Annotated in this window: 15 protein-coding genes; 6 read left to right on the forward strand and 9 right to left on the reverse strand. The window is 71.8% G+C overall.

Features of this window, described 5'->3' with window-relative positions; genetic code table 11:
* Nucleotides 1-10: 10 nt before the first annotated feature.
* Nucleotides 11-1399, forward strand: coding sequence for a GDSL-type esterase/lipase family protein (locus ACWC91_RS10085; RefSeq protein WP_450640872.1), 1389 nt, complete (start codon nucleotides 11-13; stop codon nucleotides 1397-1399).
* A gap of 104 nt (nucleotides 1400-1503) precedes the next feature.
* On the opposite strand, the gene ACWC91_RS10090 is transcribed toward ACWC91_RS10085, so the two are convergent.
* The 4 genes from ACWC91_RS10090 to ACWC91_RS10105 all read right to left on the reverse strand — a co-directional run bounded on the left by ACWC91_RS10090 (nucleotide 1504) and on the right by ACWC91_RS10105 (nucleotide 8453).
* A complete protein-coding gene (locus ACWC91_RS10090) occupies nucleotides 1504-3630 on the reverse strand; it encodes a 3-hydroxyacyl-CoA dehydrogenase NAD-binding domain-containing protein (RefSeq protein ID WP_225075753.1) in 2127 nt (708 codons plus the stop codon).
* Nucleotides 3627-4844, reverse strand: a complete 1218-nt coding sequence (locus tag ACWC91_RS10095) for a thiolase family protein (protein WP_225075752.1) — start codon at nucleotides 4842-4844, stop codon at nucleotides 3627-3629. The genes ACWC91_RS10090 and ACWC91_RS10095 overlap by 4 nt, the downstream gene beginning before the upstream one ends.
* A gap of 118 nt (nucleotides 4845-4962) precedes the next feature.
* Nucleotides 4963-5991: a LacI family DNA-binding transcriptional regulator gene (locus tag ACWC91_RS10100; RefSeq protein WP_450640873.1), complete on the reverse strand. Its 1029-nt coding sequence runs from the start codon at nucleotides 5989-5991 to the stop codon at nucleotides 4963-4965.
* Entirely contained in the window at nucleotides 5988-8453 is a 2466-nt protein-coding gene (locus tag ACWC91_RS10105) for a glycoside hydrolase family 2 protein (protein WP_450640875.1), read from the reverse strand. Before ACWC91_RS10105 ends, ACWC91_RS10100 begins: the two co-directional genes overlap by 4 nt.
* 169 nt (nucleotides 8454-8622) lie before the next feature.
* Between ACWC91_RS10105 and ACWC91_RS10110 the strand changes: the two genes are divergently transcribed.
* From ACWC91_RS10110 to ACWC91_RS10120, 3 genes are read left to right on the forward strand one after another with little or no spacing between them, the layout of a single operon-like run.
* Entirely contained in the window at nucleotides 8623-9933 is a 1311-nt protein-coding gene (locus ACWC91_RS10110; protein ID WP_450640876.1) for an ABC transporter substrate-binding protein, read from the forward strand.
* Entirely contained in the window at nucleotides 9933-10868 is a 936-nt protein-coding gene (locus tag ACWC91_RS10115; RefSeq protein ID WP_450640877.1) for a carbohydrate ABC transporter permease, read from the forward strand. The genes ACWC91_RS10110 and ACWC91_RS10115 overlap by 1 nt, the downstream gene beginning before the upstream one ends.
* Nucleotides 10865-11695: a carbohydrate ABC transporter permease gene (locus ACWC91_RS10120; RefSeq protein ID WP_225075747.1), complete on the forward strand. Its 831-nt coding sequence runs from the start codon at nucleotides 10865-10867 to the stop codon at nucleotides 11693-11695. The genes ACWC91_RS10115 and ACWC91_RS10120 overlap by 4 nt, the downstream gene beginning before the upstream one ends.
* A gap of 91 nt (nucleotides 11696-11786) precedes the next feature.
* On the opposite strand, the gene ACWC91_RS10125 is transcribed toward ACWC91_RS10120, so the two are convergent.
* The 3 genes from ACWC91_RS10125 to ACWC91_RS10135 form a co-directional block, all read right to left on the reverse strand.
* Entirely contained in the window at nucleotides 11787-13076 is a 1290-nt protein-coding gene (locus ACWC91_RS10125) for a ribonuclease D (protein ID WP_281154329.1), read from the reverse strand.
* Nucleotides 13077-13360: 284 nt separating this feature from the next.
* Nucleotides 13361-14023: a response regulator transcription factor gene (locus tag ACWC91_RS10130; protein ID WP_100572546.1), complete on the reverse strand. Its 663-nt coding sequence runs from the start codon at nucleotides 14021-14023 to the stop codon at nucleotides 13361-13363.
* A gap of 349 nt (nucleotides 14024-14372) precedes the next feature.
* Nucleotides 14373-15056, reverse strand: coding sequence for a DUF3000 domain-containing protein (locus ACWC91_RS10135; protein WP_225075745.1), 684 nt, complete (start codon nucleotides 15054-15056; stop codon nucleotides 14373-14375).
* Between the two features lie 125 nt (nucleotides 15057-15181).
* Here ACWC91_RS10135 and hemE point away from each other — a divergent pair, with 125 nt between their 5' ends.
* Complete coding sequence (hemE, locus tag ACWC91_RS10140) at nucleotides 15182-16252, forward strand: uroporphyrinogen decarboxylase (protein WP_281154328.1); 1071 nt, start codon at nucleotides 15182-15184, stop codon at nucleotides 16250-16252.
* Between the two features lie 78 nt (nucleotides 16253-16330).
* Here the strand turns inward: hemE and ACWC91_RS10145 are convergent, their stop codons facing one another.
* Nucleotides 16331-17683 (reverse strand): glutamine synthetase family protein, encoded by a 1353-nt coding sequence (locus ACWC91_RS10145; RefSeq protein WP_450642001.1) that lies wholly within the window; start codon nucleotides 17681-17683, stop codon nucleotides 16331-16333.
* A 222-nt stretch (nucleotides 17684-17905) separates the two neighbouring features.
* Nucleotides 17906-18700, reverse strand: a complete 795-nt coding sequence (locus ACWC91_RS10150; RefSeq protein ID WP_225075742.1) for a FadR/GntR family transcriptional regulator — start codon at nucleotides 18698-18700, stop codon at nucleotides 17906-17908.
* A gap of 83 nt (nucleotides 18701-18783) precedes the next feature.
* On the opposite strand from ACWC91_RS10150, the gene ACWC91_RS10155 reads away from it, so the two are divergent.
* Complete coding sequence (locus tag ACWC91_RS10155; RefSeq protein WP_281154327.1) at nucleotides 18784-19665, forward strand: carbon-nitrogen hydrolase family protein; 882 nt, start codon at nucleotides 18784-18786, stop codon at nucleotides 19663-19665.
* Nucleotides 19666-19741 lie beyond the last annotated feature (76 nt).

A 19741-nucleotide genomic window follows, 5' to 3' on the forward strand; every position in this document is an offset into this window, starting at 1 on the left:
AGAGGAAGACTTGAGGAAGATCTGCATCATCGGGAACTCGGTGGCCGCGTCGCGCACCGCCGAGGAGGCACCGCTCGCCGGCTGGGGGCAGTACCTCGGCGAATTCCTGACCGAGCACTACGAGGTGCGCAACTACGCCCGCGACGCCATGACCCTGCGCGGCTACTTCACCGAGCGGTTCGCCACCCTCCTCAGCGTCCTCAACCCCGGCGACCTGGTCCTGATGGCCTTCGGCAACGTCGAGCAGCGCATCAACCAGCTCAACCGCCACCACGGACCACGCGAGTACAAGGAGTACCTGCGCCTTTACGGCGACGCCGTACGGGGCGAGGGCGCCGTCCCCGTGCTGCTCACCCCGGCGGCCCGCTGCACCTTCTCCGAGGCCGGGAACGTCGTGGACACCCATGACGGATATCCCGAACTCACCCGGGAGGCGGCGGCGGAGAACGGGGTCCCCCTGATCGACATGGCCGCCTTCACGACGGCGATGCTCGCCGAACTGGGCCCCACGCGAGCACGCAGGCTCTACCGGTGGCTGGATCCGGGCGAGCACCCGAACCACCCCGACGGCATCATCGACGCGAGCCACTACAACGACCTGGGGGCGCGCGAGGTCGCCCGCCGGATGGCCATGGTCGTCGCCGACTCGCCGGACCTGCCGCCCGACATCGTCGACCCCCGGCGCCTCACCCCCGGCACGATGCCCCCGGTGCTCGCCGAGTTCACCATGAGCCACCCCGAGACGGCGCTCACCCTGGCGCCGAGCCTGCCCGACGCGCCCGTCGTCACCTCGCCGGCCCCCGGCCAGCTGATCGGCGCCGCACGCAAGCTGGCCGGCAAGGCACCCGCCGGCACGGGCTACGTCCTCTTCTACGAGCAGGGCCGCTACCTCGGAGGCACCGCCGTCTCCGCCTCCGGGACCTGGCAGTGGCGCCGAGTCGTCAACTGGCCCGCGGGACCCCACACCGTCCAGGTGCTCGGCGCCGACGGCAACGCCGTCTCACGGACCTCCACGGTGGACTTCCACGTCCTCGACCGCATCGACCCGCCGCAGGTCGTGGGCCCGCGGCCGAACGCCTGGACCGGCCCGCGCCCCCGTTTCTCCGGCAAGGCGCCGCGCGGCGCCCAGAAGGTCATGGTCCTGGAGCAGGGCCGGCTCATCGCCGAGGCACCCGTCCAGGAGGACGGCACCTGGCGGGTCACCCACGCCCACGACTGGCGGCCCGGTTCCTACACGGTCGAGTTCGTGACGGTGTTCAGCGCCATCCACTCGGCGCCCGCCTCGCTGACGGTGCGCGTGCACGGCGTTCCCGAGGACAACTGGCTGCACACGTCGTTGTCCTCCCGTGAACCCTGCTCCGGGACGTGCGCCCATTACCCGGCGATGCCCACCTGGTGACCTGACGGTTCCCTCCGCCGCCGAACGACCGGCGGTACGCGTCCGCCCCTGCCACCGCGGTGAGCGACAGGGGCGGACGGGAGCGCCGTGGCGGGCGGGAGGCGTTACGCCGGGACGCTCGCCACTCCCGGCTCCAGGAACCGCCTGCCGTTCACACGCTCCGACACGCCCTCGCGGTCCAGGTACGGCGTGATGCCGCCCAGGTGGAAGGGCCAGCCGGCGCCGGTGATCAGGCAGAGGTCGATGTCCTGGGCCTCGGCGACGACGCCCTCGGCCAGCATCAGGCCGATCTCCTGCGCGACCGCGTCGAGCACCCGCGCCCGCACCTGCTCCTCCGTCAGGACGGTGCCGCCCTGCTTGAGGAGTGCGGCGACCTCCGGGTCCAGCTCGGGCCTGCCGCTGTCGTAGACGTAGAAGCCGCGCTTGCCGGCCTCGACGACCGCCTTGAGGTTCGGGGAGACCGTGAAGCGGTCCGGGAACGCCTGGTTGAGGGTCTCCGAGACGTGCAGGCCGATCGCCGGGCCGACCAGTTCGAGCAGGACCAGCGGGGACATGGGCAGGCCGAGCGGCTCCACCGCCCGCTCCGCCACCTCGACCGGGGTGCCCTCGTCGATGACGTTCTGGATCTCGCCCATGAAGCGGGTCAGGATGCGGTTCACGACGAACGCCGGGGCGTCCTTGACCAGCACCGCGGTCTTCTTCAGCTTCTTGGCGACCGCGAAGGCCGTGGCCAGGGAGGCGTCGTCGGTCTGCTCGCCGCGCACGATCTCCAGCAGGGGGAGGATCGCGACCGGGTTGAAGAAGTGGAAGCCGACGACCCGCTCGGGGTGCTTCAGCTTCGACGCCATCTCCGACACGGAGAGGGAGGAGGTGTTCGTGGCGAGGATCGCGTGCGCCGGGGCGACCGCCTCGACCTCGGCGAACACCTTCTGCTTGACGCTCATCTCCTCGAACACGGCCTCGATGACGAAGTCCGCGTCCGCGAAGCCCTCGGCCTTGTCCAGGACACCGGTGACCAGCGCCTTGAGGCGGTTGGCCTTGTCCTGGTTGATACGGCCCTTGCCGAGCAGCTTGTCGATCTCGGCGTGGACGTAGCCCACACCCTTGTCGACGCGCTCCTGGTCGATGTCGGTCAGGACGACCGGCACCTCGAGACGGCGCAGGAACAGCAGCGCGAGCTGGCCGGCCATCAGACCGGCTCCGACGACACCGACCTTGGTGACCGGGCGGGCCAGGTTCTTGTCCGGGGCGCCGGCGGGGCGCTTGCCGCGCTTCTGCACCAGGTTGAACGAGTAGATGCCGGCGCGCAGTTCGCCGCCCATGATCAGGTCGGCGAGCGCCTGGTCCTCGGCGTCGTAACCCTGCTGGAGGTCACCGTTCCTGGCGGCCTCGATGATCTCCAGGGCGCGGTAGGCGGCCGGGGCGGCGCCGTGCACCTTGGAGTCGGCGATGAAGCGGCCCTTGGCGACGGCCTGGTCCCAGCCCTCGCCGCGGTCGATCTCCGGGCGCTCGACCGTGACGTCGCCCTTGAGGACCTTGGCCGTCCACAGCAGCGACTGCTCCAGGAAGTCGGCACCCTCGAAGAGGGCGTCGGCGATGCCGAGTTCGAAGACCTGCTTGCCCTTGAGCTGCCTGTTCTGGTTCAGCGAGTTCTCGATGATGACCGAGACGGCCTTGTCGGCGCCGATCAGGTTCGGCAGCAGGGTGCAGCCGCCCCAGCCGGGGACCAGACCGAGGAAGACCTCGGGCAGCGAGAACGCGGGGATCGCCTTGGAGACGGTCCGGTAGGTGCAGTGCAGGCCGACCTCGACGCCGCCGCCCATGGCCGCGCCGTTGTAGTAGGCGAAGGTCGGCACGGCCAGCTCCGACAGCCGCTTGAAGACCTCGTGGCCGCCCGTGCCGATGGCGAGCGCGTGCTCGCGCTCCTTCAGCAGCTCGACGCCCTTGAGGTCGGCGCCGACCGCGAAGATGAACGGCTTGCCGGTGATGCCGATGCCGGCGATCGCGCCCTCGGCCGCTTCCTTCTCGACCTGGTCGATCGCGACGTTCAGGTTGGCGAGCGAGGCCGGGCCGAAGGTGGTCGGCTTGGTGTGGTCCAGGCCGTTGTCCAGCGTGATCAGCGCGAAGCGGCCGGCGCCGGAGGGGAGGTCGAAGTGGCGGACGTGCGCGCTGGTGACGACCTCGTCGGGGAACAGGCCCGAGGCCTGCTTCAGAAGCTCGGTGGTGTTCACTTGTCCCCCTCGAAGTGCGGGTTCTCCCAGATGACCGACGCGCCCATGCCGAAGCCGACACACATGGTGGTCAGACCGTAGCGGACGTTCGGCTGCTCCTCGAACTGGCGGGCCAGCTGCGTCATCAGACGGACGCCGGAGGAGGCCAGCGGGTGGCCGAAGGCGATGGCGCCGCCGTACTGGTTGACGCGCGCGTCGTCGTCCGCGATGCCGTAGTGCTCGAGGAAGGCCAGGACCTGGACGGCGAAGGCCTCGTTGATCTCGAACAGGCCGATGTCGGAGATGGACAGGCCCGCCTTGGCGAGCGCCTTCTCGGTGGCCGGGATCGGGCCGTAGCCCATGACCTCGGGCTCCACGCCGGCGAAGGAGTAGGAGACCAGGCGCATCTTGACCGGCAGGCCGTTCTCGCGGGCGAAGTCCTCGCTGGCGATGATCGACGCGGTGGCACCGTCGTTCAGACCGGCCGCGTTGCCCGCGGTGACCCGGCCGTGCACACGGAACGGCGTCTTCAGGCCCGCGAGGTTCTCCATGGTGGTGCCCGGACGCATCGGCTCGTCGGCGGTCACCAGACCCCAGCCGGTCTCGCCGGCCTCGGGGCTGGTGCGGCGCACCGAGATCGGCACCAGGTCCTGCTGGATCTTGCCGTCGGCGTACGCCTTGGCGGCCTTCTCCTGCGAGCGCACCGCGTACTCGTCGGCGCGCCGCTTGGTGATGCTCGGGTAGCGGTCGTGCAGGTTCTCGGCGGTCATGCCCATGAACAGGGCCGACTCGTCCACCAGCTTCTCGCTCACGAACCGCGGGTTCGGGTCGACGCCCTCGCCCATCGGGTGGCGGCCCATGTGCTCGACACCACCGGCGATGACGGCGTCGTAGGCACCGAAGGCGATCGAACCGGCGGTGGTCGTCACGGCGGTCAGCGCGCCGGCGCACATCCGGTCGATGGAGTAGCCCGGCACGGACTGCGGAAGACCGGCGAGGATGCCGGCGGTGCGGCCGAGGGTCAGGCCCTGGTCACCGATCTGCGTGGTCGCGGCGATGGCGACCTCGTCGATCTTCTTCGGGTCCAGGCCGGGGTTGCGGCGCAGCAGCTCCCGGATCGCCTTGACGACGAGGTCGTCGGCGCGAGTCTCGTGGTAGATGCCCTTCGGGCCCGCCTTGCCGAACGGGGTGCGGACGCCGTCGACGAAGACGACGTCCTTGACGGTACGAGGCACGATGGCTCTCCTCCAGGGTGCGGGACGGCACTGCCGCGCAGCGCTGAGCGCGCGCTCAGCCTCCATGCTACTCGTGGGTAATGTGACTGCCCAGTCCCCGCGCCCACAGCGGCGAAGGTCACACTGCCGGCGGTGCCGTCGAACCCCGCGGGGTCAGCACCGGAGTCGGCACGGGATGCGAGCCCGGACCCTCCTCCAGGAACATGCCGAACAGCGTGCGGGCCACGTCCGCGCCGAAGCCGTGCACGTCGTGGCTCATCGCCGACAGCGTCGGGTGGGTCAGCCGGCACAGCTGGGAGTCGTCCCAGGCCAGCAGGGACACGTCGGCCGGGACGCGCAGGCCCATCTCCGCCGCCACCGACAGCCCGGCCACCGCCATGATGTCGTTGTCGTAGACGATCGCCGTGGGCCGCTCCGGCAGGGCCGCGGACAGCAGCGAGCGCGTCGCCCGCGCCCCCGTCTCGCCGGAGAAGTCGGTCGCCACCTGCCACGCCCCGGCCAGCCGAAGGCTCCGCGCCGCCGCGTCGAACGCCGCCGCGCGGATCGCCGTGTGCCCGAGGGCCGCCGCACCGCCGACCCGGGCGATCCGCCGGTGCCCGAGCGCCGCCAGGTAGCGCACGGCCTCGGCGACCGCGGTGGCGTCGTCGGTCCACACCGAGGTGAGCCCGCCGGTCAGCGACGGGTGTCCCACGGCGACCGCGGGCAGCCCGATCCGCCGCGCCACGGCCGGGCGGGGATCGTCGCTGCCGAAGTCGACCAGGATCGAGCCCGCGATCTGCCGTGCCTTCCACCACGTCTCCAGCAGGCCCGCCTCCTCCCGCGGTTCGCGTACGAGCCGCAGCAGCAGCGAGCAGGAGTGCTCGGCGAGGACGCTCTCCACCCCCGATATGAACTCCATGTAGAAGGGTTCGAGCCCGAGCAGCCGGGCCGGCCGGCAGATCGTGAGCCCGACCACGTCCACGCGCGAGCCGGCCAGCGACCGGGCGGCCGGGTTCGGCGCCCAGCCCAGCTCGCGCGCGGCCTGGAAGATGCGGTCGCGGGTCGCCTCCGAAAGGCCCGGCTTGCGGTTGAACGCCAGCGACACCGCCCCCTTGGACACCCCGGCACGGGCGGCGACGTCCTTGATGGTGACGCGGGGTGCCGTCATCGGGCGGGCTCCACGCAGTACAGGGCCGACCGGACGGCGTCGGCCGCCTCCCGGCCGCCGGGGATCCTCCAGCCGTCGACCCCGATGGTCACCCGTTCACCGGGGAGCAGGGTGACCAGCCCCGTGTCGGCCCGTGCGGCCGGGTCCAGCCGGTCGGCCTGGAACAGCAGGTCCCGCACCAGGGTGCGGGCGGTCACGGTGACCGCGTCCGGGGCGACGGACACGTCGAACTCCGGCCGCGGAAAGAGGAATTCGCGGTCCGGCACCGGGAAGTGCAGGGCGCGCAGGCCTCCTCCGCTCCCGGCCTCTCCCTCAGGTTCTCGACTTCGCTCGAACAGGGGGAATTCCCAGGACCGGGGGGACCCCCACGCGTCCGCGACCAGGAACTCCTTCGGGCCGGCCGGCACCAGTTCGGGCGGGACGGCGACGTCCGCGACCGTGCGTGCCGCGGCGCGCAGGGCCGTGCGTGTGGAGGTGACGACCTCGCCGTCGACGTTCATCCGGCGCAGGGTCAGTTCACCCGCCCAGGGCGCGGCCGACTGGTTGACCGCGGCCAGCACCAGTTCGCCGTCCCGCGCCCGGAGGGTCAGCAGCCGGTCCGCGTAGAGCCGTTTCAGCTCGTGGTACAGCGGCTTCTCCCGCCCGTCGCCGTCGATCGCCGCCCAGGACGTCACCGGCCAGCAGTCGTTGAGCTGCCACACGACGGTGCCCGCGCACACCGGCCAGTGCGAGCGCCAGTGCTCGATGCCAGCGGCCACCGCCCGCGCCTGGTTGAGCTGGGTGAGGTAGTGCCAGCGGCCGAAGTCCCCCTCGGGCAGGGCGAAGTGCGGGGCCAGTCCGCGTTCCAGCTTGCCGTTGCCGTCGTCGGCCTTCTGGTGGTGCAGCATGCCGGGGGAGTCCGGGGCGAGTTCCTCGCCGGGCAGGGCGCGGCGCAGGGTCGCGTACGCGGGCGGCGCCTGCCAGCCGAACTCGGCCACGAAACGCGGTACGTTCAGCCGGTAGTCCGCCCAGTCGCGCCGGTTCCACACCTCCCACGAGTGGTGCGTGCCGTACGCCGGGTCGTTGGGGTGGTGCGCCCAGGACCCGGACCAGGGGCTGCCCGCCGTGTACGGCCGGGTCGGGTCGAGTTCGGCCACCACCCGGGGCAGCAGGCTCAGGTAGTACCCCTCGCCCCACGAGTCGCCGGCCAGCCGCGGCTCCCAGTCCCAGTCCCTGAAGCCCCACAGGTTCTCGTTGTTGCCGTTCCACAGCACGAGCGAGGGATGCGGCATCAGGCGTACGACGTTCTCGCGGGCCTCGGCCTCCACCTCGCCGCGCAGCGGCTGCTCCTCGGGGTAGGCGGCGCAGGCGAACGGGAAGTCCTGCCAGACCAGCAGGCCGAGTTCGTCGCAGGCGTCGTAGAAGTCCTCGCTCTCGTAGATCCCGCCGCCCCAGACCCGGACGAGGTCCACACCCGCCGCGGCCGCCTGGCCCAGCCGCTCCCGGTAGCGTTCGCGGGTGATCCGGGAGGGGAACACGTCGTCCGGGATCCAGTTGACGCCCCGGGCGAACAGCCGCTCGCCGTTGACCACGAGGGTGAAGCCGCTGCCGTACTCGTCGGCGGAGGTGTCCAGCTCCACGCTCCTGAAGCCGATCCTGTGACGCCGCGTGTCCAGCACCTCCGTGCCGTGCAGCAGCGTCAACTCCAGCTCGTACAGCGGCTGTCCGCCGTAGCCCCGGGGCCACCACAGGCCGGCGTCCGGCACCCGGAGCCGTACGACGGCGGCCGTGCCGTCGACAGCCGCCCGCGCCCGCACCCCTGCCACCCCGGCCTCGACGGCGAGTTCGGCCTCGGAGCGGGTCCGCTCCACCTCGATGTGCACCTCGACCACGCCCGTGCCGTCCTCGACGGTGACGACGGGGCGCACCCGCTCGATCCTGGCCGTGGACCACGACTCCAGCCGCACCGGGCGCCAGATGCCCGCCGTGACCAGGGTCGGCCCCCAGTCCCAGCCGAAGGAGCAGGCCATCTTGCGGATGTGGGCGAAGGGTTCGGCATAGGCGGAGGGCCGCTCTCCGACACGTGCGCGCACGGCCTCCGCCTCGGTGTACGCGGAGTCGAAGCGCACCGTCAGGTCCCCCCGGCGGCCCGTCACGTCGAAACGGTACGAGCGGTGCATGTTGCGCACCCGGCCCAGCCGCGCGCCGTCCAGGGTGATCTCGGCGGCGGTGTCGAGCCCGTCGAAGACCAGGTCGGTCCGCTCGTGCTCCGAGCCGGCGTCCAGCCGCCTCTCGTACGCCCACTCCCGGCGGCCCACCCAGGCCACGTCCGCCTCGTTCCGGCCGAGGAAGGGATCCGGGATCAGCCCCGCGGCCAGCAGATCCGTGTGCACGCAGCCCGGCACGGCCGCCGGGAGCGCCGCACCCGCGTCGTCGGGGTGTCGCAGGATCCATCCCTCGGTGAGCGGTGTGGCCCGAAGCATGCGCTCTCCCTAAACCGGTCCAACCCAACTGGCCTGTGGTGTAGCAGCGTTGGCGAGATTCGGACTTTACCGGTTGAGAAAGCGCTGTCAGAGTGCCGAACCAGCCAACCCGGCCGTCCGGCCGGTCCATCCGCAGTGCTCGTCCGTCCGCAGAACGGAGCTGACGCACATGAACCGCCGCACTTTTCTCGCCGCGACCACCGCGGCCCTGCTGCTCACCGGGTGCACCGGCACCGGAGGCGTCTCGAAGGGGCAGGACGCCGAGGCACCCGACGACCCCGCGAAGGTGAGCGGGACCATCACCGTCCTCACCCAGCGCACCGACCTGGTGCAGGACGGCACGATGAAGAAGTACGCCGCCGCGTTCAACCGGACGTATCCGAAGGTGAAGGTCGAGTTCCAGGCGCTCACCGACTACGAGTCCGAGGTCAAGATCCGGATGAACACCGAGAACTACGGCGACGTCCTGATGATCCCCGGGGTGATCAAGAAGAGCGACTACCCGAAGTTCTTCGCCTCGCTCGGCACCCGGGCCGAGCGCGCCGAGAAGTACCGGTTCACCGACTTCACCACGGTCGACGGCAAGGTCTACGGGCAGAGCCCGATCGGCGTGATGCCCGGCTTCGTCTACAACAAGAAGGTCTGGGAGCGGGCCGGGATCACCGAGTGGCCCACCACGTCCGACCAGTTCCTGGCCGATCTGAAGGCCATCAAGGACAGGACCGGCGCGACCCCGTACTACACCAACTTCGCCGCCCAGTGGCCGCTGACCTCCTGGACCTACGTCAACGGCTCCGTGCACTGCGACACCGGCGCGACGACGAAGCTGGCCGAGGGCGACCCCTGGGCGCGGGGCGCGGACCTGCGGGTCGGCGACACGCTGCTGTACGACATCGTGCGTCGGGGCCTGGCCGAGAAGGACCCGACCACCACCAACTGGGAGGCCTCCAAGGCCCGGCTTGCCAAGGGTGAGATCGCCACGCAGTGGCTCGGCACCTGGGCGATCATCCAGTTCCAGGACGCGGCCGAGAAGGCCGGAGCGGACCCCGGCGACATCGGGTTCATGCCCTTCCCGGCCCAGACGGACGGCACGTTCTGCGGGGTGGTGGGCCCCGACTACAACCAGGCCGTCAACATCCACTCCCGGCACAAGGCCGCGGCCCGTGCCTGGATCGACTGGTTCACCGACCAGTCCGGCTACGACAAGGACAACCTCGCCATCTCCCCGCTGAAGGACGCGCCCCTGCCGGCGGTCCTCACGCCGTACCGGGACGCGGGCGTGAAGCTCATCGAGCTGGACGACACCGCCGGCGCCCGGGTGAAGCTGATCGACGACGAGTCCGAGGTCGGCATCTACAAGCCCGGCTACCGGCAGAACCTCGTCGACCTCGCGCGCGGTGCCCGCAAGGGCAGCCTCGACGGCTTCCTGGGCGACCTCGGCGCGAAGTGGACGGCGGCGCGGAAGAACGCGGGGTCCTGATGACGGACACCACCGCCGGGCCGGCCGCGCCGCCCGTCGCCGCCACCCCGGCCCCCGTCCCGCGCCGCGCGCGCGTGCGGCGGGGGCTGACCCCCTGGCTCTTCCTGCTCGCCCCGCTCGCCCTGCTGATCACCTTCACCTACGCGCCGGTCGCCAACATGGTCGCGTACAGCTTCACCGACTGGGACGGGGTGAGTCCCGAACTGCACTACACCGGCGGCCACAACTACACCGAGCTGTTCACCCGCCCCGATCTGTTCGAGGTGTTCTTCGTCAGCGGCTACTACCTCGCCGCCTCCGCCGCGCAGATCGCCGCCGCCCTCTACTTCGCCACCGTGCTCAGCTTCGACGTGCGGTTCAGGAACTTCTTCAAGGGCGTGCTCTTCTTCCCGTACCTGATCAACGGCGTCGCGATCGGCTTCGTCTTCCTCTACTTCTTCCAGGACGGCGGCACCCTCGACTCCGTCCTGGCCCTGTTCGGCCGGCACTCCTCGCACGCCTGGCTGGGTGCGCCCGTCTCGGCGAACACCTCGCTCGCCGGGGTCTCCGTCTGGCGCTACCTGGGCCTGAACTTCGTCCTGTTCCTGGGCGCGATCCAGTCCATCCCGGGGGAGTTGTACGAGGCCGCCGAACTGGACGGGGCGAACCGCTGGCAGCAGTTCCGGCACATCATCGCGCCCGGCATCAAGCCGGTGCTGACCCTGACCGTGATCCTGTCCGTCTCCGGCTCGCTGTCGGCCTTCGAGATCCCGTACATCATGACCGGCGGGGCGACCGGCACCGAGACCTTCGTGATCCAGACCGTCAAGCTGGCCTTCCAGTTCAACAAGACGGGGCTCGCCTCGGCGGCCGCGGTCGTGCTGCTGCTGATCATCCTGGCGGTGACCTGGGCCCAGCGGCGTCTCGTCCCCGACGACAGGGTGGACCTGGTATGACGCGCCGCATCGTCGCCCGGACCCTGGTGTACGCCTCGCTGGCCGCCGCGTCGCTGGTCGTGCTGCTCCCGCTCGGTGTGGTCCTGATGACCTCGCTGAAGACGCCGGAGGAGATGGCCGACGACGGCGGGGCGCTCACGCTCCCCGGCGATCCGCTGAACTTCCGCAACTACGCCACGGCGTTCCAGGACGGCCGGATGCTCTCCGCGTTCGGCAACACGGCCTTCATCCTGGTCTTCGCCATCGGCGGCACCGTGCTGATCGGTTCCATGACGGCCTACGCCATCGACCGCTTCACCTTCCGCTTCAAGAAGCTCGTGGTGGCGCTGTTCCTGGTCGCCGCACTGGTCCCCGGTGTCACCACCCAGGTGGCGACCTTCCAGATCGTCAACGGCTTCGGCCTGTTCGACACGCGCTGGGCGCCGATCGCCCTCTACATGGGCACGGACATCGTGTCGATCTACATCTTCCTCCAGTTCGTCCGGTCCATCCCCCTGTCCCTGGACGAGGCGGCCCGCCTGGACGGCGCCAACGCCTTCACGATCTACCGGAAGATCATCTTTCCGCTGCTGAAGCCCGCGATCGCGACGGTCGTGATCGTGAAGGGGATCACCGTCTACAACGACTTCTACATCCCCTTCCTCTACATGCCCTCCGAGGATCTTGGCGTGATCTCGACGTCCCTGTTCCGCTTCCGCGGCCCCTTCGGCGCCCACTGGGAGACGATCTCGGCAGGAGCGGTCCTCGTCATCCTGCCGACCTTGATCGTCTTCCTGTTCCTCCAGCGCTTCATCTACAACGGCTTCATGAAGGGGGCGACCAGGTAGGGCACGGGCGCCCGGGCAACGGGGGAGACGCGCCCGGCCGGACCGGTCCCGCAGGTCTCAGGCGCCCCTGGCCGCCCAGTGCCGACAAGTCCTAGGCGCCCCCGGCCGCCAGCGCCTTCACCAGGACCGGCGTGACCTGCTCCACCTGCCAGGGCCGCGCACCGTACCCGGCGAGGGCGGCGCCGACGGCCTCGGCGTCGGCGCCCTTCGGCGGTTCCCAGCACAGGCGCCGTACGGTGTCCGGCGCGACGAGGTTCTCCTGCGGCATGTTCAGCCGCTCGGCCAGCTCCGACACCGCGGTCTTGGCGGCGGCGAGCCGCGCCGCCGCCACCGGGTCCTTGTCGGCCCACGCCCGCGGCGGCGGAGGGCCGGTCACCTGCTGCCCCTGCTGCGGCAGCGCCGACTCGGGAAGGGTCTTGGCCCGCTCCACCGCGCTCTGCCACTGCTCCAGCTGCCGCCGGCCGGTCCGGTGCCCGAAGCCGTTCAGCGCGGTGAGCGCGTGCACATTGGCCGGCAGGGCGAGCGCGGCCTCCACGATGGCCGCGTCGGAGAGCACCTTGCCCGGCGACACGTCCCGCCGCTGGGCAATCCGGTCCCGGGTCTGCCACAGCTCCCGCACGACGGCGAGCTGCCGCCGGCGTCGCACCTTGTGCATCCCGGAGGTACGCCGCCAGGGATCCTTGCGCGGCTCGGCCGGCGGCGCCGAGGCGATGGCGTCGAACTCCTGAAGGGCCCACTCCAGCTTGCCCTGCCGGTCCAGCTCCTTCTCCAGGGCGTCGCGCAGGTCGACGAGCAGCTCCACGTCGAGCGCCGCGTACCGCAGCCACGGCTCGGGCAGCGGCCGGTTCGACCAGTCGACGGCGGAGTGGCCCTTCTCCAGGACGAAGCCCAGCACGCCCTCGACCATCGCGCCGAGCCCGACCCGCGGGAACCCGGCCAGCCGGCCGGCCAGTTCCGTGTCGAACAGGCTGGTCGGGAGCATGCCTATCTCGCGCAGGCACGGCAGGTCCTGGGTGGCCGCGTGCAGCACCCACTCGACGCCGGACAGCGCCCCGCCGAGACCGGACAGGTCGGGGCAGGCGACGGGGTCGATCAGCGCCGTGCCGGCGCCCTCGCGGCGCAGCTGCACCAGGTAGGCGCGCTGGCCGTAGCGGTAGCCGGAGGCCCGTTCGGCGTCGACGGCGACGGGGCCGGAGCCGGCCGCGAACGCGGCGGTCACCTCGGCGAGCGCGTCCGCGTCGGCGATCACGGGCGGGATGCCCTCACGGGGTTCGAGCAGGGGGATCGGCGCCCCGGTGCCAGAAGATCCGCCGTCGTCCGGAGGGGCGCCTCCGGTGGTTCGCAGTGAGCTGTCTGCTGCGGTCTCTTGGGCGTCGGTCACATGTCAAGAGTATCCGTGGATGGACGGCGCCCGCCGACGGAACGTTCCGTCGGCGGGCGCCGGGGGGTCGTAAACCGGTCAGGCAGGTGATACGTCCGGTGCACGACCGGCAGGGGGCACGCGCGGAGCGCGACCGGGGGGACGACCGGGATGAGGGGACGGTTTCTCGGGCGGGCGGATCGGGTGCTGAACGTGCTGAACGTGCTGACGGAGGGACGGGGGAGAGGTGAGCGGGGGATCGGGGATGGCGGCGGACAAACCGGGAAAGGGGCTGGTCGGGGCGGTCAGTGGATGATGCCGGTGCGCAGGGCGACGGCGACCATGCCGGCCCGGTCGCCGGTGCCGAGCTTGCGGGCGATGCGGGCGAGGTGGCTCTTGACGGTCAGCGCGGACAGGCCCATCGAGACGCCGATCGCCTTGTTCGACTGACCCTCCGCGACCAGCCGCAGCACCTCGACCTCGCGGCCGGAGAGCTCGCGGAAACCACCCGGATGGCTCGGGGCGCCCGGGGGGCGGCGGTGCAGTCGGGCGGCGGCGGCGCCGATGGGGGCGGCGCCGGGCCGGGTGGGTAGCCCGACGTTGGTGCGGGTGCCGGTGACGACATAGCCCTTGACACCGCCGGCCAGGGCGTTGCGCACGGCGCCGATGTCGTCGGCGGCGGACAGGGCCAGGCCGTTGGGCCATCCGGCGGCACGGGTCTCGGACAGCAGCGTGAGTCCGGAGCCGTCGGGCAGGTGGACGTCGGCCACGCAGATGTCACGAGGATTACCGATACGGGGACGGGCCTCCGCGACGGACGACGCCTCGATGACGTCACGGACTCCGAGCGCCCACAGATGACGGGTGACGGTGGAACGGACGCGCGGGTCCGCCACGACGACCATGGCGGTCGGCTTGTTCGGGCGGTAGGCGACCAGGCTTGCGGGCTGCTCGAGGAGAACGGACACCAGGCCTCCTGGGGGGTGGGGGGACGGGGCCGGCTTGTGGGGATGAAGCCGGGAAGAACCGTGCTTGCAAGGTCACAGTGGTCTTCGGCACCAAACCCGCTGTCCTTTAGAGAATGATCACGATCTGGTGAGTGACCGAGCGTTTAATTCGAACGTATTGTCGATAATCCGAAGGTCGAATCGGTTCACTTGGGTGTCGTTCGGGAGCGATGCCTGCCTGAAAGTGGCCGTATCGACAAAGAAACGGCAAGAAGTCGGTGAGGTGCCCGGACAGGTGTACGCACGCGGGTGCGGGACCTCTCGTCAGCGTGGGCGCCCGTCCCCCGTCAGCGCGAGGACGGGTCCGCCGTCAGCGCGACTGCGGGCCGCGCCGCTGCGGCAGCGTCACCACCGACGCGTCCCCCGGACCGGCCGGCGGCAGCCCGGCGACCTGGGCGAGCAGATCGCACCAGGACGCCAGGTGCGCCGCGGTGTCCGGCACCCCGCCCAGCCCCTCCCGGGGCGTCCAGGAGGCACGGATCTCGATCTGCGAGGCGGCCGGGCGGGACGACAGCCCGCCGAAGTAGTGCGAACTCGCGCGCGTGACGGTCCCGCTCGGCTCGCCGTACATCAGCCCGCGCGCCTGGAGCGCCCCGGTCAGCCACGACCAGCACACGTCCGGCAGCAGCGGGTCGGAGGCCATCTCCGGCTCCAGCTCCGCGCGCACCAGCGTCACCAGCCGGAAGGTGCCGCGCCAGGCGTCGTGCCCGGCCGGGTCGTGCAGCAGCACCAGCCGGCCGTCGGCCAGGTCCTGCTCCCCGTCGACGACGGTGGCCTCCAGCGCGTACGTGAACGGGGCGAGCCGCTGCGGCGGCGGGACCTGCTCGATCTCCAGCTGCGGCCGCAACCGCGCGGACCTCAGCGCCTCGACCGCCGATTGGAAGGGCAACGGAGCCTGAGCCGCCCTGCTCGCATCGCAGTCCCCCTTTCCCGGATCCTTCGGATCGTCCATTCCGCCAGTGCCGTCCGACAGTCGTCCCTGAGCCGCAGCCATGCCGGGAAGATTAAGGGGAACCGGGCCTTTGTGCAGGGCAAGACACCCCGCCGCCGTCGGCGGCGCCGTCCGGGGGCCGCACACCGGGGCCTTCGCGTCATCGGGGGCATGCGAGACTTGCGGGCGTGAGTGCCAACCAGACGCCCGCAAGCCGGCAGCCGCAGACAGCCACCTACGACTCCGCCTTCCTGAAGGCGTGCAGGCGTGAACCCGTGCCGCACACGCCCGTGTGGTTCATGCGGCAGGCCGGGCGCTCCCTGCCGGAGTACCGCAAGGTGCGCGAGGGCATCCCGATGCTCGAGTCCTGCATGCGCCCGGAGCTGGTCACCGAGATCACCCTCCAGCCGGTCCGCCGGCACAACGTGGACGCGGCGATCTACTTCAGCGACATCGTCGTGCCCCTCAAGGCCATCGGCATCGACCTCGACATCAAGCCCGGCATCGGCCCGGTCGTCGAGCGTCCGGTGCGCACCCGCGAGGACCTCGCGCGGCTGCGCGACCTGACCCCCGAGGACGTCTCCTACGTCACCGAGGCGATCGGCCTGCTCACCCGTGAACTCGGGTCCACCCCGCTCATCGGCTTCGCCGGCGCCCCCTTCACCCTCGCGAGCTACCTCGTGGAGGGCGGCCCCTCCCGGACGTACGAGAACGCCAAGGCGATGATGTACGGCGACCCCGAGCTGTGGGCCGACCTGCTCGACCGCCTCGCCGCCATCACGACCGCCTTCCTGAAGGTGCAGATCGAGGCGGGCGCGAGCGCCGTGCAGCTCTTCGACTCCTGGGCAGGCGCCCTCTCGCCGGTCGACTACCGCCGCTCGGTGCTGCCCGCCTCCGCCAAGGTCTTCGAGGCCGTCGCCGGGTACGGCGTCCCGCGCATCCACTTCGGCGTCGGCACCGGCGAGCTGCTCGGCCTGATGGGCGAGGCCGGCGCGGACGTCGTCGGCGTCGACTGGCGGGTCCCCCTCGACGAGGCCGCCCGCCGCGTCGGCCCCGGCAAGGCGCTCCAGGGCAACCTCGACCCGACCGTGGTGTTCGCGCCCCGGAAGGCCATGGAGGCCAAGGCCCAGGAGGTGCTGGACACGGCGGCGGGACTGGAGGGCCACATCTTCAACCTCGGCCACGGCGTCATGCCCTCGACCGACCCCGACGCGCTCACCCACCTCGTCGAGTACGTCCACACGCAGACCGCCCACTGACCCGCCGCCCTCCCTCCCGGTGCCGGGCGCACCGGGAGGAGGGACGGGGCGGGCCCTTCGGCGGCCGGTCGCCGGTCGTCAGTACCGCAGGCGGGTGGCCGCCACGATGTTCTGCGGGGTCGCCCCCTCGAACCGCGCGGCCTCCGCACGCCGTACGGCGACGACCGCGCCGAACAGCGGCTCCCCGAGCGCCTCGCGCAGCACCGCCGACCGCTCGAAGTGCCCCAGCGCCTCGGTGAGCGAGGTGGGCAGCCGCTTGTGCCCTCCCACCTCGGCGGGGTCACCCACGACGGGCGGCGGGAGGGTCGCGGCGGCGTCGATTCCGGCGAGGCCGGCGGCGATGACCGCGCCCACCGCCAGATAGGGGTTGGCCGCCGCGTCGAAACTCTTGATCTCGGCGTTCGCCGCCCAGTCGGCGTCCGGCGCCCCGGCGACGAAGCGGATCGCGGCCTCCCGGTTCTCCGGGCCCCAGCACTGGAACGCACCGGCCCAGCGCGAGGGTTCGAGCCGCAGATAGCTGGCGGCCGAGGGCGCACCGAGGACGAGCAGCGCGGGCAGCTCCCGCAGGACGCCCGCGAGGAACGCCTCGCAGACCGCCGTCATGCCGTGCCGGCCGTCCCCGTCCCGGCACAGGTTCCGGCCGTCCTGCCAGAGACTGAGGTGCAGGTGGCGACCGTTGCCGACCGCTCCCGCCTCGACGACCGGGGCGAACGACGCCGTCAGTCCGTGCCGCGCGGAGACCGCCCTGACCGTCTCCCGCACGAGCACCGCCAGATCGGCCGCTCCCACCGGGTCCGAGGGTGCCACGGACACCTCGAACTGGCCGGGCGCGTACTCCGGGTGCAGCTGCTGCACGGCGACACCCTGCGCGACGAGGGCGTCCAGCACGTCGCGCAGGTAGTCGGACAGCTCGACGAAGCGTGCCATGCCGTACGCGGGGCCCGCGGCCGGGCGGGACGGGGACGGGGACGGATCCGTGTCCCGGCCGACCACCCACTCGGTCTCGAAGCCCATCCGCAGGGCGAGACCGCGTTCGGCGGCCCGCTCGGTCATCCGCCGGGCGAACAGCCGTTGGCAGCCGGGGTACGGAGTGCCCCGCTGGTCGTGGCGGTCGGCAGGCGCCCAGGCCCAGCCGGGCTGCGCGGCCAGCGGGGTCAGCCGGCCGAGGTCGGGCAGGAGCCGCAGGTCGCCCTCGGGGGCGCCGGTGACTATGCCGCCGGTGACGGAGTCGTCGGCCAGGAACAGGTCGAAGACCGGCGGCATGGCGACACCCCACCGCACGGCGTCGGGCAGCGCCGAGACCGGCACGGTCTTGATGCGGGTGATGCCCGCGGTGTCCACCATGGTGAGGACGACCCCGCTCACTCCCTGCGCCGTCAGCCGGTCGGCCTCCCCGGCCGCCCGGGCCCGCTCCTCGCGCGCGGTGGACATGGCATCCTCCTTCACCGCGTGCGGCCGTGACCGGCTCCGCGGTCGTGCTCTTGAGTGTGATCGCCGCCGGGGCGCCGACGGCCGGGGCCCCAGCCCCGGATCACTTCGGTGACGTGGGCGAACGCCGTGGCGGCCGGGTGCGGGTGCCGGGGCCGGCCGCGGGTGCGCCGGGCCGGCCGGGGCAGGGGTGCGCCCGGCGCGGCGGTGGACCGCCCGTTCCGGTCAGCGCCGGTCGAGGAGGTCCATGAACATGCTCTTGTGGAGTTCCTCGACATGCCGGCGCGCCACCTCGGCCGCCTCCGCCGCGTCCCCGCGCAGAATCGCCTTCACCAGGGCGCGGTGCTCGTCGTTGGAGTGGCGCAGGAAGTCCAGCGGGTAGGGCAGGTAGTAGCGGTACAGCTCCCGTAGCACGGCGCCGTAGGGCTCGGCGACGGAGTCGAGTCCGGTCGCGGCGGCCACCGCCATGTGGAACCGCTCGTCGCAGCCGTGGAACTCCGCCCAGCTCGGGGCCCGGTCCATCTCGTCGACCAGCCGGTCCAGTTCCCGCGCGGTCTCCGGGTCGAGGCCGCGGACCGCGGCCAGATGGGCGACCCCGCACTCCAGGACGAGCCGGTGGTCGATCAGCTGGTGCACGTCGGCCGATGCCGCCCGGTACGTCTCGATGGCCCCGACCGTCGAGTGCGCGGGCCGCTCGGCCACCAGCGTCCCGCCGGTGCGGCCGCGTCTGCGCTCCAGCACGCCCTCCTTGCACAGCGCCACCAGGGCCCGGCGGACCGTGATCTCGGAAACGCCCAGGGCCTCGGCGATCCGGTCGCTGCCGGGCAGCCGCTCACCGGGCGCCAGCAGGCCGAGATCGACGGCGAGCGCGATCCGGGCCCGTACGGCGTCCAGGGCGGACAGCCGCCGGATGGCGGTGAGCGGCGGCGCGTTCAGGCCGTGCGTGGCCTGCTCCGCGCGCGCCGGGCGGGAGTTCACGGGGGAGCCGGGCATGGCGACACCGTACTCAAAAGTGCTCATCTTGAACACTCTTGTTTAAGTGCTCATCGTGCTCTATTTTTTTTCGCCATCAGGCCACCTGCTGTCCGAAAGTGGTGACTCCCGTGTCCCGGCCCCTGCCCATCGCCCTCGCGCAGGCCCCTCCGCGCTCCTCCCGCTCGCCGCTGGCCGGCTTCGCCGACGAGGTCCAGGACCTCCTCGCGAGGTTCCCCGGGACCCGTCTGGTGGTTCATCCCGAGCTGCACCTGTGCGGCGTGGAGGGTTCCCGGGAGGAGCGGGAGGCCCAGCTGCGGGAGTCCGCGGAGCCGCTGGACGGCCCCCGGACCAGGATGCTCGCCGAGCTGGCGGGTGACCTGGGCATCTGGCTGCTGCCCGGCAGCGTGTGCGAGCGCGGTGCGCGGGGCGAGCTGTTCAACACCGCTCTGGCCTTCTCGCCCGAGGGCCGGCTCGCGGCCTCCTACCGCAAGGTCTTCCCGTGGCGCCCCTACGAGCCGTACGACCCCGGCGACCGCTTCGTCGTGGCCGACCTGGCCGAGGCGGGCCGGATCGGCTTCGCGATCTGCTACGACGCGTGGTTCCCCGAGGTCTCCCGGCATCTGGCCTGGATGGGCGCGGAAGTGATCGTCAATCCGGTCATGACGACGACCGCCGACCGTGCCCAGGAACTGGTCCTCGCCCGGGCCAACGCCATGGTGAACCAGGTCTACGTGATCAGCGTCAACACCGCGGGCCCGGTCGGCACCGGACGCAGTCTCGTGGTGGACCCGGAGGGCCGGGTACGGGTCGAGGCCCCCGACGCCCTGCCCACCGTCCTCACCGACGTGCTCGACCTCGACGACGTCACCCGGGTCCGGACCCACGGCACGGCGGGCCTCAACCGTGTGTGGGACCAGTTCCAGGACGGTGACGCCCCGATCGAACTGCCGCTGTACCAGGGGCGGATCGACCCCCGCCGCTGGAATCCGGACCGCCGCGCCGGCGGCTGACCGCCCGGCACATCCGCCTCCGCCCCGTCCCCCTCGCCCGCCGACACATCCCCGGAAGCCCGCCCGGCCCCTACGC

This window comes from Streptomyces sp. NPDC001204 (genome assembly GCF_053598035.1).

Excerpts from the sequence above, each read along its gene's own strand:
- ACWC91_RS10135 (WP_225075745.1), bottom strand. The coding sequence starts at position 15,056 with ATGGCTGCGGCTCAGGGACGACTGTCGGACGGCACTGGCGGAATGGAC.
- ACWC91_RS10110 (WP_450640876.1), top strand. The coding sequence starts at position 8,623 with ATGAACCGCCGCACTTTTCTCGCCGCGACCACCGCGGCCCTGCTGCTC.
- ACWC91_RS10100 (WP_450640873.1), bottom strand. The coding sequence starts at position 5,991 with ATGACGGCACCCCGCGTCACCATCAAGGACGTCGCCGCCCGTGCCGGG.
- ACWC91_RS10120 (WP_225075747.1), top strand. The coding sequence starts at position 10,865 with ATGACGCGCCGCATCGTCGCCCGGACCCTGGTGTACGCCTCGCTGGCC.
- ACWC91_RS10115 (WP_450640877.1), top strand. The coding sequence starts at position 9,933 with ATGACGGACACCACCGCCGGGCCGGCCGCGCCGCCCGTCGCCGCCACC.
- ACWC91_RS10150 (WP_225075742.1), bottom strand. The coding sequence starts at position 18,700 with ATGAGCACTTTTGAGTACGGTGTCGCCATGCCCGGCTCCCCCGTGAAC.
- ACWC91_RS10105 (WP_450640875.1), bottom strand. The coding sequence starts at position 8,453 with ATGCTTCGGGCCACACCGCTCACCGAGGGATGGATCCTGCGACACCCC.
- ACWC91_RS10145 (WP_450642001.1), bottom strand. The coding sequence starts at position 17,683 with ATGTCCACCGCGCGCGAGGAGCGGGCCCGGGCGGCCGGGGAGGCCGAC.